Consider the following 15,816-nt stretch of genomic DNA (forward strand, 5'->3'; position numbering starts at 1 on the left):
CCGGCCCTAGTTCCTCGCGGGGGGGGGCCAAGACCCCGGGTGACTACAGCCCGGGCCGGGCTCTCGAGCCTCCGGCAACGCCAACGCCAACGGCTCCGACTCCGGCCGCCGCTCACACCGAACGTGACCTCACATCAGGTCGTGCAGAAGGGCCCCGGATCCGGCGGGGGAATGGGGGATCCGGGGCCCTGGCGTGGTGGTGGTCAGGCGATCTGCCGGAGTCGGGGGACGATCACGTCGCGGACGTGGTCCTGGACGGTCTGCATCGGGATGCGGCGGGCCTCGAGGACGACGGTGTCGTGGGCGGCGGCGTGCTCGCGTACCGGCGGGCGGGACTCCCATTCGACGCCGCTGCCGACCAGGACGGCGATGAACCGGCCGGTGTCCAGGAGGGAGAGGGCCTCCTCGTCGCGGGTCACGCCGACCGCGTTGAAGCCGTCGGCCTCGATGATCTCGGTGGAGGCGTCCACCAGGTGCCGTTCGCGGCCGAGGACCAGGACGTTCTTGGCGTTGTTCATGCCGTCACCTCGGTGGGCTCGGTGGTGTGGGCCACCTCGTCGGCGGTCCGTGAGTGCTTGGGAAGGGCCAGGAAGCCGGCGGCGGCGATCAGCAGGATGCCGGCGTCCAGCAGCAGGACGGTGCGGAAGGCGGAGGAGTAACTGACGGAGTCCGCGCGGGCGATGGCCGAGCCGAACGCGCCGGCGGCCTTCGGGTCGTCCGTCAGGCAGCTGGCCGGGACCTTGCTCGGGTCGACCGAGTCGGCGCGCTCGCGCACGCAGCTGCGGAAGTCGGCCTGCAGCTGGTCCTGGGAGGTGACGCCGGCACTGCTGAGAGCGGACTTCAGCACCGGGGCGGCCTCGTCGGCGGCGTCGCCGGCCGCGCTGCCGACCTGGGCGAAGAAGAGCACGCCGGTCAGCGCCACACCGAACGCCATGCCGAGCTGCTGGACGGTGTTGAGCAGGCCGGAGGCGTTGCCCGCCTGCTCGCCGGGAACCTGGCCGAGCAGCAGATCCAGGGTCGGCGCGACGATGAGGCCGAAGCCGATGCCGGAGACGATGTGCACCGGCACGATCTGCCAGGACGCCAGGCTGTGGCCGTACTGGGCGACCAGGACGGCGAAGGCGACGAAGCCGACCGCGTTGACGATGCCGCCGGCCACCAGCACGTTGCGGCCGAACTTGGGGACCAGCTTGTCGGGCGCGTTGCCCGCGCCGATGCCGACACCGATGGCGAAGGTGGCGGCCGTCAGGCCGGCGTGCATCGGCGTCCAGCCGAGGCCCTGCTGCAGGAAGAGCGTCCAGACGAAGAAGAACCCGCCGACCGCGATCCAGAACAGGAACCACACCGCCATGCCGACCGAGAACGAACGGGAGCGGAAGACCCCGAACTCCACCAGCGCGGAGCCGACCTTGGCGAAGCGGCGCTTCTCGTAGGCGAGGAAGACCGCGAGGAGCACGAGGGCGCCGGCGATCATGCCGTAGATCCAGGTGGGCCAGCCCAGGCGGCGGCCCTCGGTGAGCGGGTAGACCAGCAGCACCACGGCGGCGATGGCGAGCGGCATGCCGAGCAGGTCGAGCTTGGGACGCCGCGGGGCGCGGGACTCGCGGATCACCAGGGCGCCGGCGATCAGCGCGGCGATCCCGACCGGGACGTTCACCAGGAAGATCGGGCGCCACTCCCAGCCGAACAGGTCCCACTGCACGACGACGCCGCCGAGGGCGAGGCCGAAGACGGCGGAGGAGCCGGTGACCGCGCCGAAGATGGCGACCGCCTTGCCGCGCTCGCCCGGCGGGAAGACCACGTGCAGGATCGCCAGGATCTGGGTGACCATCAGGCCGGCCGCGGCTCCCTGGAGGAACCGGGAGACGATCAGCATCTCGGGGTTGACCGCCACGCCGCACAGCAGCGAGGCGACGGTGAAGCCGGCCATGCCGATCAGGAAGACGCGCTTGCGTCCGTAGATGTCGCCGAGCCGGCCGCTGAGGATCAGCAGCGCGGCGAAGGAGAGCACGTACGCCGCTATGACCCACTCGATCTGGGCGTAGTCGGCGTGCAGGTCCCGCTGGATGCTCGGGACCGTGACGTTGACGATCGTCGTGTCGACCAGGTCCATGAACCCGGCGATCAGGACGACCGCGAAGGCCATGCGGCGCTTCGGGTCGGGTGCGCCGCCACCCGGAGCTTCCTGCGGCAGGGCGGCGGGACTACTTGCGGAGATGTCTTGGGTCACGGGACCAGTATGCACTTCCAGTGACTATCCCTCAAGGTGATAATTCTTCGGGGGTACTATGGTCGGTGTGAGTACTCAATTGCTGTTCGACCACCCCGCCTGTGTGATGACCCACCTCAGCGCCCACGTGCAGGAGCAGCTCGTCGATGTGCTCGCGCCGCTGGGCATCCACCCCCGCCAGTTCGGTCTGCTCAACCTGCTGATCGAGGAGGACGGCCTCAGCCAGCACCAGCTCGCCGGACCGCTGAAGGTGCACCGCAACGTGATGGTGGGCCTGGTCGACGAGTTGGAGCGGCGCGGCCTGGTGGAGCGCCGCCGCCATCCCACCGACCGCCGCGCCCACGCGGTCCACCTGCTCCCGGCCGGCCGCACCCTGCACGCCGAGGCCGAGGCCCTGGTCAACGGCTTCGAGACCCGGCTGCTCGGCGGGCTGGAGCCGGACGAGGCGCAGACCTTCGTCGCGCTGCTCAAGCGGGTCTTCGTACACGCCGGGCTCGACCACGACCTGCACCCCGGACTCCTCGCGTCGTCCGGTGGGGGCCTCGCCGAGCGCCGCTGACGGCGCCGCGGCCGACCCGGCGAACGCCCTGGGCCTGCCCACCGGTGATTCCGGCGGGCAGGCCCAGGGCTCGGTCAGGCGCGGCCGGCCAGTCGGCCGGCGACCAGGTCGGCGGTGCGCAGGGTGTACGAGTTGATCAGGTTGAGGCTGGTGTGCGCCTCCCTGGGGTGCACCTCGAGCGAGTGCCGGCCCGACCACGCCCGGTCGAGGTCGTACAGCCCCTCGATCGGGAAGATGTCGTCCAGCGCGCCGCAGATGCTCAGTACCTCGGTCGCCGGCGCCGGGCCGGGCTCGATCGCCAGCTCGTCGAAGCGTGGCTGAAGGTCGGTGCCGGGCTCCACGTCGAAGGCGAACCGGAAGTTGTCCTTCAGCCGCCGCGGCAGGCCGTCGAACTTGGCGATCCCCGGTCCCCCGCCGAAGTTGACGACGCACCGGAAGTACTCACCGAGGTCCCGGGCCACCCGCAGCGCCAGATAGCCGCCGAAGCTGATGCCGGCGAACGCCAGCCGGTCGGCGGCGATCCCCGGCTCGGTGCGCAGCTTCTCCAGCAGCTCGGCGACCACCCGCTCCATCTCCACCAGCACCGGAGTGCGGCCCAGCCGCAGCCCCTGGCCCGGGCCCTCGAAGAGCACGGCGGCGATGCCGCGCTCCAGGTAGGCCTCGGCCAGCGCCACCACCTCGACCTCGGTGGCGGAGTCCAGGCCGTTGGAGAGCACCACCGCCGGCAGCGGCTCGCCCGACGCGCGCATCGCCTCGGTGCGCAGCACCCAGTAGCCCGCGCCGGTACCGGGCAGCGACCCTTCGGTGACCTCCAGGTCGGTGCCCGCCAGGCTGCCCAGGAAGCAGTCCCGGATGCGCTGCCGCAGCCGCTGTTTGACGGACCGGTCGTCGAAGTACTGGAACTCCGCCCAGTGGTAGGCCGCCGCGGCGCCGCGCAGCGCACGGCTGCGCCCGGCCACCGTGCCGGACTGCTCGGCGAGGGCGGTGTAGCCCTCGGCCTGGGCGGTCCAGCGGTCGCGCCAGAGGTTCCAGAACCCGGCGGAGGCGAGGTCCAGGTCGTCGGCGGGGAAGCCGTCCAGGGCGGCCGCGATGTCGCCCCAGTGCACCTGCGGGGCGTAGCGCGCGTTGAGGAACATCAGCCGCGGGAACAGGTAGCCGAGCGCGCGGTACACGTGCTCGGGCACCCGCAGGCGCTGCGTGGTCTCAGTCATTCAGGCCGCCTTTCAGCAGGACGACCCGGGCGGGGTCGACGGCGGCGGCCACCTCGCCGCGCATGGTCTTGCCGTTGGCGCTGCGGGCGAACGGCTCCGGGGTGGCCCAGATCCGGTCCGGCCACTTCTCCGGTGCCAGCGCGCGGCGCAGTTCGGCGGTGACCAGCGCGCGCAGCTCCTCGTCGCCCCGCTCGCCGATCGGGCCGCACAGACAGGCGACGGGCAGCTCGTGCGGTCCGTCGGGGTTCGGCAGGCCGACGAGCACCACCTCGTCCGCGCCCGGGGTGTCGGCGAGCACCGCCTCGATCTCCTCGGGGTAGATGCGGTGTCCGTTCTCGCTGAGCAGCACCCCGGCCAGCCGGCCCTTGAGGACGAGGTCGCCGTCGGGGCTCCACTCGGCGAGATCGCCGGTGCGCAGCCACTCGCCGACCGGCCGGATCACGCCGGTGGCGACGTCCACGTAGCCCTCCATCACGGAGTTCCCGCGGACCAGGATCTCGCCGACGCCGTCCGGGTGGCCGGCGACCGGCTCCAGGCGTACCTCCAGGGAGTCGTCGGGCCGGCCGATGCAGTAGACGTGCTTGAGATAGCGCGCCTCGGCGTGGCCCTGCTCGGCCAGGAAGCAGAACGGGCCGTACGTCTCGGTCAGCCCGTAGCCCTGGATCCAGTCGCAGCGCGCCAGTTCGCGGCCCTGTTCGAGCACCGCCCGGGGGACGGCGGCCCCGCCGTAGGAGACCACCCGCAGGCAGGACAGATCGTCCTCACCGCCGGCCGCGGCGGCCACGAACTGCTTGAGCGCCACCGGGCGCAGCGCCAGGTGGGTGCCCCGGTGGCGGGCCACCTGGGCCGGCCACTGCGCGGGGTCCGGGGTCTCCGGGAAGACCACGGTGGCGTCGTGCGCCAGCGCGCCGAAGGAGTTGATCACCCCTGTGGTGTTGTTCATCAGGCCGGTCATGAAGATCCGGGCGGTCGGGCCGTAGCGCATGGTCCGGGTGACCCAGCCGATCCGGGCGCAGATGTGCGCCTCGTTGATGCTGATGGCCTTCGGCTTGCCGGTGGTGCCGCTGGTGAACAGCACCAGGAAGTGCTCCACCGGCTCGGGGTGGAGCACCTCCACCTCCGCCTCGGGTGCCTCACCGGTGGAAAACGGCAGCTCCACCACGGTTTCGCAGCGCTCGCGCAGCACGTCCAGGCCGGTCCGGTCGCGCTTGAAGTGCAGTACCACGTCGGGCCTTGCGGCGTCCGCGATGGACAGCCACTCGGGCAGTGCCGCCGCCTGGAGGCCGTACGGCATCAGCAGGTGCAGGCCGAGCGAACTGGCCGCGGCGAGGAAGAACACCGCTTCCGGCCCGTGGTCGAGCAGCGCCAGCACCCGCCGGCCCGGGCCCAGGCCGCGCTCGACGAGCTCGGCCTGGGCCCGCGCCACCTCGCTGCGGACCTGGCGCCGGGTGAAGGAGCGTTCGCCCGCCACCATGCACACCCGGTCGGCCTCGGCGTCGGGCGCGAGCGCGAGGCCGACCAGCTTCCGCGTCGGGGTCATGGGCGACGCACCACCGATGCCGCGTACGCGCACGCCGCTCCCATGGTGGTGCGGCTGTTGGCGCCCAGGGTGTCGCGGACGTGCGCGCACGCCTCCTCGAAGCTGGTGCCCGCGCCGAGCACCCGCTCCACCGCCGCCGGGTCGACCGCCACGGTGTGGTGGGAGACGATCGCCGCGCCGCCGGCCGACTTCTCGAACTCCCACAGGCCGCTGTGCCCGGACAGCAGGGCGGGCAGCACGGTCTGCTTGTAGGAGATCCGCTCGCCCGGCACGCACAGCCGGATCGAGGCGGTGGTGTGCGTACGGCCGTCGGAGGTGACCGTGTCCATCTCCATCAGCTGCACGCCCGTACCCGCTTCCTCGGCGAGGTCGACCCGGCCGACGTGCGGCAGCCGCTCGGGCCACAGGTCGCAGCGGTGCACGAAGTCGTACACGTCGGCCGGATCCACCGCGGGCGTCTCCACCCGGTCGCTGAAGGAGAAGACCAACTGCTCCAGCGGATAAGGGCGTTCGGCGAATCCGCCGAGCGCGGCCAGCTCCTCGACGCTGTTGCGGTCCACCGCCTGGGCGATCCACTCCAGCGACTGCGGATCGTCGTCGACGGCGGTGAAGGCGTGGGTCAGCACGATCCGGGTCCGCCCGTCGCCGGCCGGGTGGAAGGACCACGCGCCGGACATCGAGGCGACCGGTGCGGTGGAGCGGTCCTGCCGGAAGGAGATCCGCAGGGCCACCGGGTCCAGGGTGCGGCGGGAGGTCCAGGTCGCCACCTTGCCGTTGGTCCGCGCCCACAGTTCGATCCGCTCGTCGGCGCCGTCCCGCTCGATCTGCCGGGCCCCCACGCACGGCCCGAGCAGCACCGGCCAGCGGCCGACGTCCGCGACCAGCGCGTACAGCCGGTCGGCGGGGGCGCGCACCACCCGGCTGTGCTCCATCTCTCGGGTGAGCGGGCTCATGCGGCCGCGGCCTCCTTCGTGGAGCGGACCAGGTCGGCCAGCTCGCGCGGGGTGCGGGCCTCGAAGAGCAGGTCGTCCGGCACCGACACACCGAACTCGCGCTCGATCGCGGAGGCGGTCTCCATCAGGGCCAGCGACTCGTAGCCGAGCTCGTCGAAGGAGGTGTCGGCGAAGTCGGCGTCGGAGGCCCCGGACTCGGGGGCACCGGCGCTGGCGACGATGATGCGGCGGATCTCTTCCACGGTGATGTTCACAACTGTCTCCTCAGGCAAGGTCGTTGGTGGCGTCGGCGTCCCAGGCACGGACGACGACGGCGGAGTTGAAGCCCCACAGGCCGCGGGCGACCACGAGCGCGGTGCGCACGTCCGCCTCGCGGGCCCGGTCGCGGACCAGGTCGATGCCGTACTCCGCGGGCACCTCGCGGGTGCCGGCGGTCGGCGGGATCACGCCGTCGCGGATGGACAGCAGCGCGGTGGCGACGTCCAGCGAACCGCCGCCCGCGTAGGTGCGGCCGGACGCGGCCTTCGGCGCGGTCACCGGCACCGCGCCCGTGCCGAACACCTCGCGCAGCGCGTCCGCCTCCGCCCGGTCCAGCTCGGGCACACCCACCGCGTCGGCGAAGACCACGTCGACCTGGTCCGCCGTCACCCCGGCGTCGGCGAGTGCCGCCTCGATGGTGCGGCGCAGCGCCGGCGGACGGCCGGAGTCCGGCGCGGGGTCGAAGCCGCTGGCGTAGCCGGCGATCTCGCCGAGGATGTCCGGGGCGCCGCGGCGCAGTGCCGCCTCGGCGTCCTCCAGTACCAGCAGCGCGCCGCCCTCGCCGGGGACGTATCCGGCGGCGTCCCGGTCGAAGGGCAGGTAGGCGCGGTCCGGGTCGGTGCTGGTGGACAGCCGGTCGCCGGCGATCTGCGAGGCCCAGCCCCAGGGGTCGAGCGCGGAGTCGACGCCGCCCGCGACCACCAGCGGGGTGCCGCGGCGCACGGTGCGCCGGGCGTGACCGATCGCGTCCAGGCCGCCGGCCTGCTCGGTGACCAGGGCGCTGGAGGGGCCGCGCATACCGTGCCGGATGGAGATCTGGCCGGTGTTGACCGCGTAGAACCAGGCGAAGGATTCGTAGACGCTGACCGACTGGGGGCCTTCGGTCCACAGCTTGTGGAACTCGCGGTGGGTGAACTCGAAGCCGCCGAGGGCGTTGGCGGTGACGACGCCCATGTCGTAGTCGACGAGGCTGGCCGGGTCGACCTTGGCGTCCTCCAGCGCCCAGCCGGCCGCGACCAGCGCGTACCGGGTGGAGACGTCGGTCTGCGGGAGCAGCCGGTCCGGCAGGTGGTCCGTGACGTCGAAGCCGCGGATCTCGCCGGCCAGCCTGGCGGGGTACGACGTCACGTCGAACCGGGTGAGTTCGCCGAGGCCGTGCCGGCCCTCGCGGGTGGCGGCCCAGAATTCCCGGGTGCCGAAGCCGTTGGCGGCGAGCGCGCCGATCCCGGTGACTACCGTCCTGGTCATTCCCTCTCCCCGGTCGGACTCTGCAACACCATCGCGGTCTGGAAGCCACCGAAGCCGCTGCCGACCGTCAGCACGGTCCGCACGTCCAGTTCCCGCGCGGTCAGCGGTACGTAGTCGAGGTCGCACTCGGGGTCGGCCTCGTGCAGGTTGGCGGTGGGCGGCACCGCGCCGTTCCTGATGGCGAGCGCGCAGGCGGCGATCTCCACCGAGCCGATGGCGCCCAGCGAGTGCCCGACCATCGACTTGATCGAGCTGACCGGCGTGCGGTAGGCGTGGTCGCCGAGGGCGCGCTTGACCGCGGCGGTCTCATGCCGGTCGTTCTGCTTGGTGCCGGAGCCGTGGGCGTTGATGTAGTCCACGTCGGTCGGGTTGACGCGGGCCTGGTCCAGGGCGACCCGGATGGCCTCGGCCATCTCCCGGCCGTCCGGCTTGAGACCGGTCATGTGGTACGCGTTGCAGCGGGTGCCGTAGCCGGTGACCTCGGCGTAGACCGGGGCGCCGCGGCGCCGCGCCGACTCCAGCGTCTCCAGGACGAACATCGCGGCGCCCTCGGCGAGCACGAACCCGGTACGGGACCGGTCGAACGGGCGGGACGCGGTCTCCGGCTCGTCGTTGCGGGCGGTGGTCGCCTTGATCGCGTCGAAGCAGGCCACCACGATCGGGGTGATCGGGGTGTCGGTGGCACCCGCCACGATGACGTCGGCGGAGCCCTCCTGGATCAGCTGCAGGGCGTGCCCGACCGCGTCCAGACCGGAGGTGCAGCCGTTGGAGACCAGCGACACCGGCCCCTCCGCGCCGACCTGCCACGCCACCTCGGCCGGCATCACGCTCGGCGCCAGGTAGTCGAACATGTGCGGCGACAGCCACTCCTCGCTGTCCACCAGCCAGTTGCGGCCGGAGTCGGACAGCACCAGGTACTCGCGCTCCAGGCTGGTCGCGGCGGCCACCGCGCTGCCCAGGGTGACGCCGATCCGCGCCGGGTCGATGCCCGCGAAGTCCAGGCCGCTGTCCTGCACGGCCTCCCGGGCGCAGACCACGGCGAACTGCGTGGCCCGGTCCATGCGGCGGATCTCCCGCTGGCTCAGGCCCTCCCACACCGGGTCGAAGTCGGCCTCGCCGGCGATCTGCGACCGGTAGGCCGACGGGTCGAAGAAGCTGATCCGCCGGGTCGCGGTACGTCCCGCGGTGAGCAGGTCCCAGAACTCCTTGGTGCCCCGGCTGCCCGGGGCCCGCACGCCGATGCCGGTGATGACCACTCGTCGGCTCATCACAACCACCTCTCATCGAATCCGTCGTGGTCGACGAGCCGTTCCTGGTTGCACAGCCGTCCGTCCTCGCGGACCAGGACGTCGCGCACCACGCAACTGCGGACCATCTCCGGTCCGTTGCCCGGCCGGGTGGTCAGCACCAGGGCGTAGCAGGTGCTGCGGAGCCGGCCGTCCGCCAGCCGCTCGACGTCGACCATCGTGAACATGTGGCGCCGCTGCTGCGGGTCCGCCGTGATCCGCTCCCGCACCTCGTGCAGGTCGGACAGGATGCCGGTCCGGGTACGCGCCGGCTCGCGGCCGGGCGTGTGGCCGAAGACCGCGTCCTCGGTGAAGGTGGCGGCGTACTCCTCCACCTTGCCCGCGTCCAGCGCCTGCATCTGGCGCGCGTAGTACTGAAGAACCTCTGCGTACAACTCGGCGCTGACGCCGGTCGACTCCATCTCCTCGAACTCCTTCACGCGGCCGTTGGATGCGTTCAGTCTTCAATCGCGTCCAAGAGCCCCGGTCGAGGCCGCCTCGACGCCCCGGCCGCCGGCTGGAGCGGGGCTCGACCGGGGCGCGAGCCGCGGCGGCGACGGTGGTGCGCATGGACGCATCCACTTCCACCGACACCGAGCGCCAGGTCGCGCTGGTCACCGGCGCCACCAGCGGCATCGGACACGAGATCGCCCGCACCCTGGCCCGCCAGGGCTACGCCGTCTATCTGTGCGCCCGCACGGACAAGACGCTCAAGGACACCCTCGCCGAGCTGCGCGACGAGGGCCTGGACGTCGACGGCAGCACCTGCGACGTCACCTCGTCCGAGGAGGTGCGGGCGCTGGTCGCCGCCACCGTCGAGCGCTACGGGCGGCTCGACGTCCTGGTCAACAACGCCGGCCGGCCGGGGGGCGGGGCCACCGTCGAGGTCTCCGACGAGCTGTGGCTCGACGTCATCAACACCAATCTGAACAGCGTCTTCCTGGTCACCAAGGCGGCGCTGACCGGCGGCGGCATGCTGGAGCGCGGCACCGGACGGATCATCAACATCGCCTCCACCGGCGGCAAGCAGGGCGTGGTGCACGCCGCGCCCTACACCGCCTCCAAGCACGGCGTGGTCGGCCTCTCCAAGTCGCTGGGCCTGGAGCTGGCCAGGACCGGCATCACCGTCAACGCGGTCTGCCCGGGCTTCGTGGAGACCCCGATGGCCGAGCGGGTGCGCGAGCACTACGCCGGGATCTGGGGCGTGGACGAGGAGGAGGTGCACAGCCGGATCACCACCCGCGTGCCGCTCGGCCGCTACGTGGAGCCGAGCGAGGTGGCCGCGATGGTCTCCTACCTCGTCTCCCCGGGCGCCGCGGCGGTCACCGCGCAGGCGCTGAACGTCTGCGGCGGGCTGGGCAACTACTGATCGGACCGTCGGCGTTGTGGGGTTGCCCGGGGTCAGGCCTTGAGCACCTGGTCGACCCAGCCCCGGGCGGCCGGTTCGAACTGCAGCGCCACATGGGTGGAGATGGCGGTGACGTCCCGCCACAGCCGCTGCATCGGACCGGAGACCGCCTGCCCGCGGGTGCCGGACCGGCGGAACAGCCGGTCCACCGCCGTCACCGACAGATCGACGGCGAGGGCACAGTCCCGCAGGTTGCGCGTGGTGTCCAACGGACTGGTGGCGGCGCCCTCGTCGGCGAGCCGCGCGGCCCGTTCCAGCAGCAGCCGGGCCGCGTCCACCTCGCCGGCCGAGCGGGCCAGCGCCTGCTCGGCGGAGCCCCGCACGCCCTGCACCCCGGTGGTGCCGGGCAGGTGCGGGGCGTTGCCGACCTTCTCCGCGAAGTACGCCGAGAAGGTGCGGACCATGCCGAGCGCGGCGCCGACCGCCGGAGCTGCGAACATCAGGCCGTTGACCGCCTGGAGCGGGGCGCGGTGGCAGGCGGCCCGCGCTCCGCCCCAGGCCTCGCTGGTGCGCCCGGCGAACAGGTCGGCCCGGTCGAAGGAGAGATGGTCGGGCACGAACACCTCATCCAGGACCAGGGTGTTGCTGCCGGTAGCGGCCATGCCGACGCTGTACCAGGTGTCCTCGAACCGGTACGCGGAGCGCGGCAGGGCGAACAGCCGCGCCTCGCTGCCCGTCCCGGACTCCACCAGGCCGCACATCAGCGCCCAGTCCGAGTAGGCGACACCGCTGATGTAAGGCCAGCGGCCGGCGACGAGCCAGCCGCCGGGGGCCGGGCGGGCGGTGCCGAACGGCGTCACCGATCCCACCAGCACCGCGTCCGGTCCGGCCGCCCAGATCGTCGCCTGGCCCTGCTCGGGCAGGAACGCGCCCGCCATCCGGGCGATCGAGGCGATCAGCGAGGCGCACCAGGAACTGGCCGGGCACTCCTGCGCGAGCACCTCGACCGCCTCGATCAGTTCGATGAAGGAACCGGCGTCACCGCCGACCGCCGCGGGCGCGAAGTGCCGGGCGAAGCCCGCCCGGACGATCTCCCCCATCACGGCGGGGTCGACCTCGCGGGCCCGTTCGGCGGCCTCGGCCCGGCGGCCCGCGGCCGGCGCGAGCGCGGCCGCGGCGGTGGACAACCCGGCGGTGGGCATCTGTCTTCTCCTCAACTCTTGGGGACTCAGGAGGCGGCCGGCAGCCGGTGGAAGGTGTTGCGGAAGAAGGTCAGCGGCCCCTCCTCGCGCTGCACGGCCAGGTCGATCACCTCGCCGATGACGATCACGTGGTCACCGGCGTCCACCTCGCGGTCGATCCGGCACTCCAGATAGGCCAGCGCGTCGGAGAGCACCGGCACGCCGCTGACGCCCGGCCGGGTGTCGGCCTTGACGGAGTGCCGGGTGTGCCGACTGGCGAAGGACCGGCACAGCTCCTCCTGGTCGGCGGCCAGGATGTTCACCGCGAAGGCGCCGGTCCGCCGCAGGACCGGCAGTTCACCCGAGTCGTGGTGGATGCAGACCAGGATCAGCGCCGGGTCGAGCGAGACGGAGGTGAAGGAGTTCACCGTCAGTCCCGTCGTACGCTCCGTGCTGCCGCTGGTGATCACGGTGACGCCGGTGGCCCAGTGGGCGCAGACGCTGCGCAGCGCCTGCGGGTCCACCAGGGCCGGGTCCGGCTGCAGTACGCCCGTCCTGCCGCGCTCGCTCATGCCGCACCGTCGAGCAGCGGGTCGACGAACAGGCCCTGGCTGCCCTCGGAGATCTCCTCCGCCTGAGCCAGGGTCAGCAGCACCGGCCCGGTGTACAGCCCGTCGGTCTCCCAGTCGTCGGGACGCAGGCTGATCGCGTACGGGTTGACCGGCGTCTCGGGGTCCGGGGTGACGCCGAGCCCGCGGGCCGCCCGGTGGAAGACGGCGACGGCGAGCGCCTCGGCGATCCGGACGTCGCGGGCGATCTCGGCGGCCAGTTCGTCGTCGGTGTAGTCGACGACCAGGGTGGCGTGGCTGTCCTTGATCGCCTTGGCCGGCACGTAGGCGCCCGCCGGGCCGTCGGTGACCACCTTCTCCAGTTCGTTCCAGTCGCGGAAGATCTGCTGGATCCGGTCGTTGACCGCGTACAGCTTCTCGATGTCGCCGCGCACCCGCTGCATGAACCCGTAGTCCAGGAAGCGGTTCTTGACGAAGATCAGCACGACGCCGACGTGGTTGAGCATGGCGTCCCAGCACAGCTTCGGCACCATGACCGCGGGGTTGCCGAAGGCCGGGTAGTGGTCCTCGACCTTGGAGACGACGAACTGGAAGGTCCGCAGGTGGAAGTCGTTGTAGAACTCCAGCCGCTCGGCGATCTCCTCGCCGGCGAAGTCGCGGGTGACCAGGTCGGTGGTGACGCTGTTGCCGTAGCCGATCATGTCCGAGCCCGGGGAGTAGAAGGCGTCCGCGAAGGCACCGGCCTCACCGACCAGCATCCAGCGGTCGGGCGAGTACACCCGCTCGGTGCCGAAGGCGAAGTCCTTCAGGGTGATGAAGTCCGCGACGTCACCGGTACGCCCGTCGACGACCTCGGCCAGCTGCGGCTCGTTGGCGCGCAGCCACTCCTGGACCTTCTCGAAGGTCTGGATCTCCTCGTAGGGGTGGACCCGCGGGTCGGCGCAGACACCGACCGAGATGTGGTCGGAGCCCAGCGGGATCAGCCACACCCAGTAGCCGTCTCCCATCAGGTGGTTGGTGGAGAACTTGCGGATGCCGGTGCGGTTCATCCGCTCCATCCACCGCGGGTCGTCCTTGCCCCACTCCTCCAGGTCGATGCCGCCGGTGAGGCGGAACCAGGAGGCGTTGATGGTGTGCGACACCTCGCGGGACAGGCCCAGCTTGCGCTTGACGAAGTGGGCGCGGCCGGCCGCGTCGACCAGCCAGCGGGCGGAGATCGCACGCTGCTCGCCGCCCTGGGTGTAGGACACCGTGTGGTCCTCGTCGCCCTCGCGCAGCTCCACGTCGGTGATCGCGGCGCCCTGACGCAGGTCCACGCCGGCGTCCAGCGCCATCCGGGTCAGCTCGTTCTCGAACCGGCCGCGGTCGATCTGGTAGTTGTCGTGCGCCGGGAACTCCCGCGGGCCGAGTTCGATCCGCTTGGTGAGGTCCTCGTTGCCGCCCGCGGGCTGGAAGAAGCGCAGGCCGTTCTTCTTCAGGTGGAACTTCTCCAGGTGTTCCTTCATCCCGACGATCTGGGCGAAGTAGTGCGCGCCCGCCGGCACCGTCGACTCGCCGACCTTGAACGCCGCCTCCGGCGCCAGGCCCTCCCGTTTGTCGAGGATCACCACGTCCGTCTCCGGACGGGCGCTCTTGAGCTGGACCGCGAGCGTCAGACCCGCAAGCCCGCCGCCGAGGATCACCACATCGGTCGTAGCCTGATCCACCATCGCTCCTCCTGCTGGTAACAAGACGTCAAGAAGTCTGTGCGGGCGCTCTCGCGGCCCGCTCAAGCCCGCGTGGAAGCGGCGGGCCGAGGGTCACACCACCTCGGCGACCACCTCGAACAGGCCCGGATTGGCCGTGGCGTAGGGCGGGTTGACGGCCTTCCTGGCCTGGAACTCCGGGTCGGCCTGCAGGGCCTTCCACGCCTCGACGCTCGTGTAGTGCGCGACGTTCACCAGCGGAAGCGAGGCGTCGCCGACCGCCTGGTGCATCCGGAAGTCGACGAAGCCCGGTGACTCGCTCGCCCGCTGCGCCCGGGGCCGCCAGGCGCCCAGGAACTCCTCGACCCGCTCGTTCGGCAGCTCGAAGGCGTTGATCATGGTCACGCCCGCGCCGTCCGGCCGCTGCCCGGACGCGACCTCGCCGATCGCCCGGTACACACCCCGGTGGACGGTCTTGGCGTACTTCTCCGCACCCGGGCCGCGCTGCTCGCCGGACGCCGCGGCCGCGAGGTCCGCCATGGCCGCCCAGTCGGCCACCGCGACCAGCTGGAAGCGGTGCTCGGCGCGCAACGCCCGGTGCAGGCGGGCGCCGCGGAAGCCGGGCGCGGTGCGCAGCTGCTCCAGGTGGCCGCGCCAGCCCGCGATGAACTCGTCGGTGTTCTCGACCGGCGCTTCGAGCACCGCGATCAGGGTGACCGGGCCGCTCTCGTGCTCCGTGCTCACGTGTCCGTCCTCTCCCATGGGAAGTTCGGTGGGAACGTTGGGAATCAATGGGATCGATGGGGTCGATGGGTCGTCAGGCGTGGCAGGCGGGGAAACCGCCGTGCAGCTCCGCCATGCCGCGGACCATCTCGTCGATGCCGGCGAAGTCCTCCGGGCGTCCGCCGCGCAGTTCGCCGTAGGCGCGGTACAGGTTGGGGACCAGACGTTCGGTGTCCAGGTACCCGGCGAACTCGCCGAGGTCGGCGGCGCGGGCCGCCTCCAGCGGGTCCGCTCCCCCGGCGAGGCCGGCCTTGGCCACGTCCAGCAGCCAGGTCAGGTAGCGCTCGGTGGTCTCCAGCAGCTCGGGGCCGCCGACCGGCCCGTGCCCGGGTACGACGGTGACCGCGTCGAGCGCCCGCAGCCGGGCGACCGCGTCGCGCAGGCCGCCGACCGAGCCGGTCAGCACGAACGGGGTCACTCCGTTCATCACCAGGTCGCCGGCGAACAGCACCCGGCGCTGCGGCAGCCACGCCACCGTGTCGCAGGAACTGTGCGCGGGGCCGAAGGCGCGCAGCAGCACCTCCTGCCCGCCGACGTGCAGCGTGAGCTCCTCGGCGAAGGTGGCGTGGGGCGCGGCCGGTTCGACCGCGCCCCAGTCCACGTCGGGCCACAGGGTGGTCAGGTGCAGTCCGGTGCGGACCGCCTCCTGCCGGGCGCGCTCGGCGGCCACCACCACCGCCTCCGGGAAGAGGTGGTTGCCGAAGGTGTGGTCGCCGTGCGAGTGGGTGTTGACCAGCAGCCGCGGGAGCTGCGGCGCAGCGCCCGCGACCAGCTCGCGCAGCCGCCGGGCCCGGGCCTCGGTGGCGGCGGTGTCGATCAGCAGCGTCGTGCCGCCGTCGACCACCAGCCCCGCGTTGTTGAGGCACCATCCGCCGTCGGGCTGCAGAAAGGCATGGACCCCGTCGGCTATCTCTTCGAGTCTCGGTGCACCGGTGAAAGCTGCCATACGGCCACTGTCGTCCGGG

The 15,816-nt window shown here is 72.2% G+C and carries 16 protein-coding genes; 2 read left to right on the top strand and 14 right to left on the bottom strand.

Annotated features, from left to right (window positions below; translation table 11 throughout):
* Positions 1–203 precede the first annotated feature (203 nt).
* Both ACGFW6_RS25995 and ACGFW6_RS26000 read right to left on the bottom strand, forming a co-directional pair.
* The gene (locus ACGFW6_RS25995; RefSeq protein ID WP_393514411.1) at positions 204–518 is read right to left on the bottom strand and encodes a hypothetical protein; all 315 of its coding nucleotides are present in this window, start codon (positions 516–518) and stop codon (positions 204–206) included.
* Positions 515–2,230 (bottom strand): DHA2 family efflux MFS transporter permease subunit, encoded by a 1,716-nt coding sequence (locus ACGFW6_RS26000; RefSeq protein WP_393514414.1) that lies wholly within the window; start codon positions 2,228–2,230, stop codon positions 515–517. Before ACGFW6_RS26000 ends, ACGFW6_RS25995 begins: the two co-directional genes overlap by 4 nt.
* A gap of 67 nt (positions 2,231–2,297) precedes the next feature.
* Between ACGFW6_RS26000 and ACGFW6_RS26005 the strand changes: the two genes are divergently transcribed.
* Entirely contained in the window at positions 2,298–2,789 is a 492-nt protein-coding gene (locus ACGFW6_RS26005) for a MarR family winged helix-turn-helix transcriptional regulator (protein ID WP_393514417.1), read from the top strand.
* 74 nt (positions 2,790–2,863) lie between these two features.
* Here the strand turns inward: ACGFW6_RS26005 and ACGFW6_RS26010 are convergent, their stop codons facing one another.
* The 7 genes from ACGFW6_RS26010 to ACGFW6_RS26040 are packed head-to-tail and all read right to left on the bottom strand — an operon-like array spanning position 2,864 to position 9,707.
* Positions 2,864–4,000, bottom strand: a complete 1,137-nt coding sequence (locus ACGFW6_RS26010; RefSeq protein WP_393514420.1) for an alpha/beta hydrolase family protein — start codon at positions 3,998–4,000, stop codon at positions 2,864–2,866.
* On the bottom strand, positions 3,993–5,540 hold the full coding sequence (locus tag ACGFW6_RS26015; protein ID WP_393514423.1) for an AMP-binding protein: 1,548 nt from the start codon (positions 5,538–5,540) through the stop codon (positions 3,993–3,995). The genes ACGFW6_RS26010 and ACGFW6_RS26015 overlap by 8 nt, the downstream gene beginning before the upstream one ends.
* Entirely contained in the window at positions 5,537–6,493 is a 957-nt protein-coding gene (locus ACGFW6_RS26020; RefSeq protein WP_393514426.1) for an aromatase/cyclase, read from the bottom strand. The genes ACGFW6_RS26015 and ACGFW6_RS26020 overlap by 4 nt, the downstream gene beginning before the upstream one ends.
* Positions 6,490–6,747: an acyl carrier protein gene (locus tag ACGFW6_RS26025; protein WP_393514429.1), complete on the bottom strand. Its 258-nt coding sequence runs from the start codon at positions 6,745–6,747 to the stop codon at positions 6,490–6,492. The genes ACGFW6_RS26020 and ACGFW6_RS26025 overlap by 4 nt, the downstream gene beginning before the upstream one ends.
* Before the next feature lie 10 nt (positions 6,748–6,757).
* Positions 6,758–7,999: a ketosynthase chain-length factor gene (locus ACGFW6_RS26030; protein ID WP_393514432.1), complete on the bottom strand. Its 1,242-nt coding sequence runs from the start codon at positions 7,997–7,999 to the stop codon at positions 6,758–6,760.
* The gene (locus tag ACGFW6_RS26035) at positions 7,996–9,267 is read right to left on the bottom strand and encodes a beta-ketoacyl-[acyl-carrier-protein] synthase family protein (RefSeq protein WP_393514435.1); all 1,272 of its coding nucleotides are present in this window, start codon (positions 9,265–9,267) and stop codon (positions 7,996–7,998) included. The genes ACGFW6_RS26030 and ACGFW6_RS26035 overlap by 4 nt, the downstream gene beginning before the upstream one ends.
* Positions 9,267–9,707: a nuclear transport factor 2 family protein gene (locus ACGFW6_RS26040; RefSeq protein ID WP_393514438.1), complete on the bottom strand. Its 441-nt coding sequence runs from the start codon at positions 9,705–9,707 to the stop codon at positions 9,267–9,269. The genes ACGFW6_RS26035 and ACGFW6_RS26040 overlap by 1 nt, the downstream gene beginning before the upstream one ends.
* 146 nt (positions 9,708–9,853) lie before the next feature.
* Here ACGFW6_RS26040 and fabG point away from each other — a divergent pair, with 146 nt between their 5' ends.
* Positions 9,854–10,654 carry a 3-oxoacyl-ACP reductase FabG gene (gene fabG / locus ACGFW6_RS26045; protein ID WP_393514441.1) on the top strand — a complete coding sequence of 267 codons (801 nt, stop codon included), beginning with the start codon at positions 9,854–9,856 and terminating at the stop codon, positions 10,652–10,654.
* A 32-nt stretch (positions 10,655–10,686) separates the two neighbouring features.
* Here the strand turns inward: fabG and ACGFW6_RS26050 are convergent, their stop codons facing one another.
* The 5 genes from ACGFW6_RS26050 to ACGFW6_RS26070 form a co-directional block, all read right to left on the bottom strand.
* Positions 10,687–11,835, bottom strand: a complete 1,149-nt coding sequence (locus tag ACGFW6_RS26050) for a hydrolase (protein WP_393514444.1) — start codon at positions 11,833–11,835, stop codon at positions 10,687–10,689.
* 26 nt (positions 11,836–11,861) lie between these two features.
* Positions 11,862–12,386 (bottom strand): flavin reductase family protein, encoded by a 525-nt coding sequence (locus tag ACGFW6_RS26055; RefSeq protein WP_393514447.1) that lies wholly within the window; start codon positions 12,384–12,386, stop codon positions 11,862–11,864.
* A complete protein-coding gene (locus tag ACGFW6_RS26060; RefSeq protein WP_393514450.1) occupies positions 12,383–14,092 on the bottom strand; it encodes a tryptophan 7-halogenase in 1,710 nt (569 codons plus the stop codon). Before ACGFW6_RS26060 ends, ACGFW6_RS26055 begins: the two co-directional genes overlap by 4 nt.
* Positions 14,093–14,182: 90 nt before the next feature.
* On the bottom strand, positions 14,183–14,812 hold the full coding sequence (locus ACGFW6_RS26065; RefSeq protein ID WP_393514453.1) for an antibiotic biosynthesis monooxygenase: 630 nt from the start codon (positions 14,810–14,812) through the stop codon (positions 14,183–14,185).
* 73 nt (positions 14,813–14,885) lie between these two features.
* A complete protein-coding gene (locus tag ACGFW6_RS26070) occupies positions 14,886–15,797 on the bottom strand; it encodes an MBL fold metallo-hydrolase (protein ID WP_393514456.1) in 912 nt (303 codons plus the stop codon).
* Positions 15,798–15,816 lie beyond the last annotated feature (19 nt).

Origin of the sequence: Streptomyces sp. Y7 (assembly GCF_043195415.1) — a bacterium.
GTDB lineage: Bacteria > Actinomycetota > Actinomycetes > Streptomycetales > Streptomycetaceae > Streptomyces.